Below are 6,018 nucleotides of genomic sequence, written 5' to 3'. Positions count from 1 at the left end.
CTGAAGAGCGAGTTGGTCTGGCGCACCGCGTTCCAGACGCGAGCCGAGGCCATCGCCGCGCTGGCCCGTTACATCGATGGCTTCTACAATCCCTGCCGCCGTCACTCGGCGTTGGGCTTCACAAGCCCCACCCAGTTCGAGAGGGGCATCGCCCACCAAACCGCTCTCCACTGAACTGAGGCAAGTCCAGTTTGTGTTGACGCTCATATTTGCCAGCCCCTGATCCTCGGCAGTGTTCCTGTCGCGCTCGTTGGCCATGATCTGCTCCTCTATCGGTGGAGCAACCAGGGCGGCTTCATCATGTTCGGAGCCAAGCGTATGGCGGGCTGCATCTAGAGGCGTTCGCTGCCTGCCATGCAGATCTACGCGCCCCGCCCAAAGACGCGTCCCAATAGGGCCTGCCCTAGCGGAACGGCAGGAAGCGCCAAGCGTGTCCGTTCCGCCATGTGGTCTCTGGCTTTTGGAACGTGGAGACGCAGACGTCAGAGATCTGTGTGGAGCGCGGCAAGACCATCGCGCGCCTGGCACGGCTGACAATTCGGTTTCTACGCGCCTTCTGTCTCTGCCAGCGATGTCATATGATCCACCATCGGCCTGAGCATCAGCGTAGGCGCTGGCGCACGCTGTTCCGCCGGAAGGCGCTCGGAGACCTGTTCGGCGGTCCTTATCCGGGTGCTTAATTGCACGGACGGAGCCTATGGCGGCTTGAGGTTGGAGTGCAGTTGCTTACATGAGTTAAGCCGCACGCACAGCCGCGACACTGCCTTGGCGCGCTAACACCCCCGGCTCGCCCTACCCTCTTATCATCCTCAACACAGGCCTCGCTCTCACCGAGCAGAGCGCACACTCATGACGCTGTCCGACCTCAACAAGCCCGCTGAACTCACCCTCTGGTCCGAGGACAACCCGGCCCATACCGCGCCGGGCTGCCCCTTCCCGACCTTGCGCGAGGCGCTGGCGGCCGCACGCAAGGCGATGGACACTGGCGACACGCGGCCCTGGATCATCACGGACGCCGGCGACGTCCTGGCGCCCAGCTGGATCGCCTCGCATCACCTGTAGAGGTCATGAGCCGGCGCCCTGCGGTGCTCAGTTCGCCTGCCGCGCCGTACCGACCCTCGCGCGACCAGCGAGTGGTAGGCCTGGTGCCGAACCATCGGTTTGGTACGAGCAAAGAGCGCCCTTCGCGTGACATCCACTGCCGTGCGGTGTTGCCGTGGAGAGGCAAGACACGCAGAGCCGATGGTCAGCGATCCCGAAGCCAGCGACATCGAGGTCGAGGCCAACCAGAGCTTCGAGGTCGTCTGGAGCCGAGTGCAACTCGTCCTCCAGTGGCTGATCGGTATCATCGTCTGCGCTGGTCTGCTCGGAGTGTTCGGTGATGGCTGGCTCTCGACCACAACACGGGCCTTCCCAAGCGTGCCGCTATCAATCACCTACCAGCGACTGCTGCGCGCCAACGCCCCGTCCGATCTGACACTGGCCATCACCGGACGCTTGCCGGGGGAGGCGCTCGAACTCAGCGTCGGATCCGAACTACTCGATCGAGGCTCGATCGGCAGCACGCAGCCCGGCGCCGCCGACGTGAGCACAACCGCACAGGGCGTGACTTACCGTTTCCGTCTCGGCCCTGATCACGCCGGGCACGTCATGCTGAAGCTCTCTCTCCGCCAGCCGGGTCCGGTCGATATGGTGCTGACCGCCAACGGCGAGCGGTTGGCGCTGCCGCTGTTCGTCTACCCCTAAACGCCTTTCGTCCCGGAGGACCTATCCCACATGGGCATCGTCCTGCGTACCGCGCTGATGTACCTGGTCGTTCTGATCCTGCTACGGATCACCACGCGACGGATCATGCGCTCGGCTACACCGCTCGACATGGTGGTGATCTTCTTCTTCGGCGGGATTGCCACACCTCCCATCCTCGGCGACGATCGCTCGATCACCGGCGCCCTCTTGGCCGCCTGCACGCTGGCCGGCTTGCACACTCTGTTGTCTCACCTGAAACGAGTCTGGCCGGTGATCGGCATGATCACAGAGGGCAACCCGGTGGTGGTTTTCTCGAACGGCAACTGGGACCGGATCGCCATGCGGCGCATGCGCGTCGATCCGCGTGACGTGATGGCCGAGATGCGTCAGCAGGGCATATCTCGAATCGATGACGTGCAATCGGCCATCGTCGAGCATAGCGGTGCCATCACTCTCGTGCCGAAGAGAGGGCACTGACGGGTCGAAGTCCCTACAAGCGCTTCTGAGCGACAGAGGTATGCTGTCGGAAACTAACAGTGGTTGTAGCGCTATCTTGTACGGGGTCTGAGGGTCGATCCTCCTGGCAGGAGATCCTCATGCCTCAACCAGTACGGTCGCCACCTTGTCCGTTCGTGCACAGGCTGATCACGCTTCTCGCGGCTGAGTTGCCAGCGTCGCCCTTCATCACACCTGAAGTTGTTTTTCGCCTACTTTGCGATTTAGAGGCGGAGGCGGAGTACCAAGGTGCCTCCGAACTTTCTAAACGCGCGATCAAGCGAGTTCGTCGATGGGCGGGCGACTCGCTCACACTGTCAAATCCGAGTGCCGATCCCAATCCCCCCACGCTGTCGACTACCTTGCGGACGGTCTACTACAGCGGGAGCTTTGCTGTCGGTTGGACCTCATCGCAGACCTCCCTCCTCAGCGCCATCCAGACGGCGAGACACGAGATGATCCGGAACGGGGCCGATGCCGCACAGATCATTGAGGATGATGGGCTTGGCGCCGTGGTTTGGTCGGGTAACAGCGCTACCAACGAGCCCTGAAAAGCTTCCGATTTCCACCAGACTTCAAGCCTAGTGGTCAAGCTTGGCCCTCTGCTCCGCCCGCAACTCGCGCTCGCCCATGAGCCAGAACTCCAGCTCGTAGCCGTCAGGGCGGTGGTTTCGGTCCCAGAGGTCGTAGGCACGCTCCCGGATCTCCTCGATCGACAGTACAGGTTCGGCCCGATCATCCGCATTGGGATCCGGGCTCACTCGCCAGTCCCGCCCGATCCGCTGAGCGCTGAAAGCATCACACCGTCACTCCCGACATCGGCGCCGGTGTAGCCGAGCATTCGCGCGAGCTGCTCGCGGGCTCGCCAGACGCGGCTCTTCACGGTGCCAATCTGGCAGTTCATGACCGCGGCGGCTTCCTCGTAGGTTAGGTTTTCGATCGCCACGAGGACCAGGGCCTCCCGCATCGTCGGCGCGAGCCGGTCCAGGGCCGCGCGCACGTCCTGGAGGTCGAGGTGGCCAGTTTGATCGGGCGGGGTGGCGAGCCGGGCGGTGTAGCTGCCATCCTCATCCTGCACCTCGCGCGACCTACGGTGGCCGCTGTAGAAGGCGTTGCGCAGGATCGTGAAGGTCCAGGCCTCGAAGTTCGTGCCCGGCTCAAAGCGGGCTCGGACGCGCCAAGCCCGGAAGAGGGTATCCTGGACAAGATCGTCGGCCGTCGTTGGATCGCGGGCGAGCGATACGGCGAAGCGGCGCAGGACCGGGACTATGGTGACGAGGAGCTTCTTGAACGCGGCATCGTCGCGGCTGACCGCTTCTCCGAGAGCGGCATCGAGCTTGACCAGCAGATCGGCAAAGCGGTCTGTGACGCTCAGCTCGGCCTCGTTCTGCGCGTAGGCGGCTGCCAGCAGGCTGCCAAGATGCCTCTGGATCTCGTCCGTGAGACCTGACCTGGATTGGCTCGGCACCGCGTCGGTACGGTCCGGAAGCTCCTCCGCCTCCATGCTCATCGTGGAAGCCACCTCGAACTGCGCAGCATCAGTCAGGTCCGTTCGTTCGGTAAACCGGCCGCCCACATACACTCAGGGCATAGCTCGGCCAGTGCGACCAACCGCGCGAATTCTCATTTGCTCTGATCGGTCGAGGTCGCCCGCTGCCCTCCGGCAGCCCTTCTTGGGTTCCGCTGGCCTCGTTTTCCCCAGATCTAGAACTTCAGTAGGCGTGCGGTTCGCGGATTTGCACCCTCCCCCCTGGACCATGCCGACGGGCTTTCCATCTCTCCCGCCGCGGGCCTCTTGCCGTGCCAGTCGCAGCCATGCCTGCCACTCGAGGCTGACCACCCGCACCACGTTCGTGTCGTTGCGGAAGCCGGTCACACGCCGCTCCTCGACGGTCACGAGCCCGAGCTTCACGGCCTCGCGGATGGCGTTGCGCACGGTGGTCTCGGCCACGCCTACGATCGCCGCGAGATGGCCGACGGCGAGCCGGCAATCCTTGCGGCGCACGGTCTCGGCGGCCACGAGGGCGAGGACCGCATGCTCGGCCAGCGTGAACCGGGCCGCGAGCCCCGGTGGCAGCCGCCCCGAGGCGGCCCAGCGGCGACGGCGCTCCATCGAGGCATCCGTGCGCGGGCGCGAGCCAACAGCCCTCCTGGGTGATGCTGCGCGATCCTGAGCAGGAGAGATACCGCTTGGGTTAGAACTGGCCGGTGCAGCCAGAGAGAGCCGCCGAGTCGCGGGTGCGTCCGTGCGCGCCTCGATCAGCCCGGACAGCGCCTCGGCCTCGGCCTCTGTGACCTTCCCATCCCCGTAGGCGCGCCAGAGCGCAGCCGTGACGGCGGGCAGCGCGGCGCGCGGAGCCGCCTCAACCTGTCGGCGGATCTCATCGGCATAGTTCATCGAACCCGGTCCCTCACGGGCCGCGGCTAGGGTCCAGGCAAAGCCTTCCCGTTGACGGAAACAGGTTCCGTCTTGACTCCCGGGTGGGAGCTATGGCTTGTGAGGGGAAGCGACTCGGCCCTCACAAGCCCTCGGAATTTTCAGCAGCCTCTTCCTTGCCGGGAAGGGGCTGTTGGCTTTTCAGGGTCTATCTCGCGGCGACTGCTCTCCTGAATGGCGGCCACGACTCGCCAGGGCGGGTGCAGCCGGAACGGTCCATGTCGGCTGGGCGGCACGGTTAAGTCAACGTTGAGGCGCGGCGGCGCGTCTACGCCGCCGCCGGACGTGCGCAGGCAATCGCTCTTGCGGCCTCTGACAAGGCCTTCACTCAGCGCTTTCGAGCGCCTGCGATAGGCCCAGCCATCCCTTCACCTTCGCAGGCAAAGAGCCAGAGCGCTTCTTCGCCGATTTAGCTGAAGCGCGGACAGCATCCAGCCGGCCTACCGCCTCCTCCATGCCGAGCAGATCGGCTTGCCGCCCGATGGCGAGCGCGCCTTCCAGAGCCGAAAGACCGTCCTGAAAGTCGAACAAGCACAGTGCGGGTGAGAATAAATTGTCGCTGGTGAGGCACGCATCGATATAGCGCTCCCGCTCGTGCTCGACTTCGTCCGTGTCCGCACAAGCCAGGCGCGTCACGAACGGCATCAGGTGCTGACGCTGCGCATCCGTCGCATTGTCGTTGAGCTGCATCGCGAGCCTACAGATTGGGCGCGAGAAGCAGGCCGGCATCGCGTTGACCGAACTGACACGCTGATAGGGGAAGCCGCACGCCAAGACTGCCGCTTCGTTGATGCAGGTGCCGCCGTCAGGACCAGGAAACTTGTGCGAGCCGGAGAGAAGCTTCCAGTTCAGGATGTGACTGAAGTCGCTCATGGTGGCTAACTCCGTAGCCGCCCCCGTACTGAGCCTCCTCCCACGTGGTTGCGCCGTCAATCGCGTCCGTCGTTATAGCGCCGCCAAGCTTACGGCGGTATCGGCCCCGCATGGCCAAACGCGTGAAGCAACTGCCTCAGGACCGAGGCTTCATCCTGTTCGACGTCGTGTTCGAGGACGGCAGTCGTGCTTCGAACCGGCGCGTGCCTATGGAGATCCTCGGCGGCTTGGACAGCGATCAGCCGGCCCGCGAACTCGTCGAGCAGCAGGAGGCCGAGATCGCTCAGAAAGTGGGTCGGCCGCCACGAGCGATCCAGAGCCTGACACGAGCTGCTAAGCCCGAGCCGAAGCTCGCTCGGGAGTAGCTGACGAACAACTCTGTCCCTTTGCGATTGTACGACAGGCTAAACCAATCAATTGGAGGAAACCTGTATGCGACCGCTCAACCGGCTCTGCGGGGCCGCAGC

The 6,018-nt window shown here is 64.2% G+C and carries 9 protein-coding genes; 5 read left to right on the top strand and 4 right to left on the bottom strand.

Translation table 11 applies throughout. The features are described from left to right. The 4 genes from MFF58_RS31125 to MFF58_RS31110 all read left to right on the top strand — a co-directional run. Nucleotides 1-174: IS3 family transposase (locus MFF58_RS31125; protein ID WP_238291475.1), on the top strand; the 174-nt coding region annotated here is incomplete at its 5' end. Nucleotides 175-849: 675 nt separating this feature from the next. Beyond that, a complete protein-coding gene (locus MFF58_RS31120) occupies nucleotides 850-1,062 on the top strand; it encodes a hypothetical protein (protein WP_238294116.1) in 213 nt (70 codons plus the stop codon). A 180-nt stretch (nucleotides 1,063-1,242) separates the two neighbouring features. After that, a complete protein-coding gene (locus tag MFF58_RS31115; protein ID WP_238294114.1) occupies nucleotides 1,243-1,746 on the top strand; it encodes a hypothetical protein in 504 nt (167 codons plus the stop codon). Nucleotides 1,747-1,776: 30 nt separating this feature from the next. Continuing rightward, the gene (locus MFF58_RS31110; RefSeq protein ID WP_238294112.1) at nucleotides 1,777-2,223 is read left to right on the top strand and encodes a DUF421 domain-containing protein; all 447 of its coding nucleotides are present in this window, start codon (nucleotides 1,777-1,779) and stop codon (nucleotides 2,221-2,223) included. 599 nt (nucleotides 2,224-2,822) lie between these two features. Here MFF58_RS31110 and MFF58_RS31105 read toward each other — a convergent pair. The 4 genes from MFF58_RS31105 to MFF58_RS31090 form a co-directional block, all read right to left on the bottom strand. After that, nucleotides 2,823-3,002 carry a DUF2934 domain-containing protein gene (locus MFF58_RS31105; protein WP_308445496.1) on the bottom strand — a complete coding sequence of 60 codons (180 nt, stop codon included), beginning with the start codon at nucleotides 3,000-3,002 and terminating at the stop codon, nucleotides 2,823-2,825. After that, entirely contained in the window at nucleotides 2,999-3,745 is a 747-nt protein-coding gene (locus MFF58_RS31100; RefSeq protein ID WP_238294118.1) for a sigma-70 family RNA polymerase sigma factor, read from the bottom strand. Before MFF58_RS31100 ends, MFF58_RS31105 begins: the two co-directional genes overlap by 4 nt. 78 nt (nucleotides 3,746-3,823) lie before the next feature. Then, nucleotides 3,824-4,639 carry a GntR family transcriptional regulator gene (locus MFF58_RS31095; RefSeq protein ID WP_238294110.1) on the bottom strand — a complete coding sequence of 272 codons (816 nt, stop codon included), beginning with the start codon at nucleotides 4,637-4,639 and terminating at the stop codon, nucleotides 3,824-3,826. 363 nt (nucleotides 4,640-5,002) lie between these two features. Further along, on the bottom strand, nucleotides 5,003-5,551 hold the full coding sequence (locus MFF58_RS31090; protein WP_238294108.1) for a hypothetical protein: 549 nt from the start codon (nucleotides 5,549-5,551) through the stop codon (nucleotides 5,003-5,005). A gap of 110 nt (nucleotides 5,552-5,661) precedes the next feature. Here MFF58_RS31090 and MFF58_RS31085 point away from each other — a divergent pair, with 110 nt between their 5' ends. Next, entirely contained in the window at nucleotides 5,662-5,916 is a 255-nt protein-coding gene (locus tag MFF58_RS31085) for a hypothetical protein (protein WP_238294106.1), read from the top strand. Nucleotides 5,917-6,018 lie beyond the last annotated feature (102 nt).

The sequence above is a fragment of the Methylobacterium longum genome, assembly GCF_022179385.1.
Taxonomy (GTDB): Bacteria; Pseudomonadota; Alphaproteobacteria; order Rhizobiales; family Beijerinckiaceae; genus Methylobacterium; species Methylobacterium longum.
This window is presented reverse-complemented; position numbering and strand designations above follow the sequence as displayed.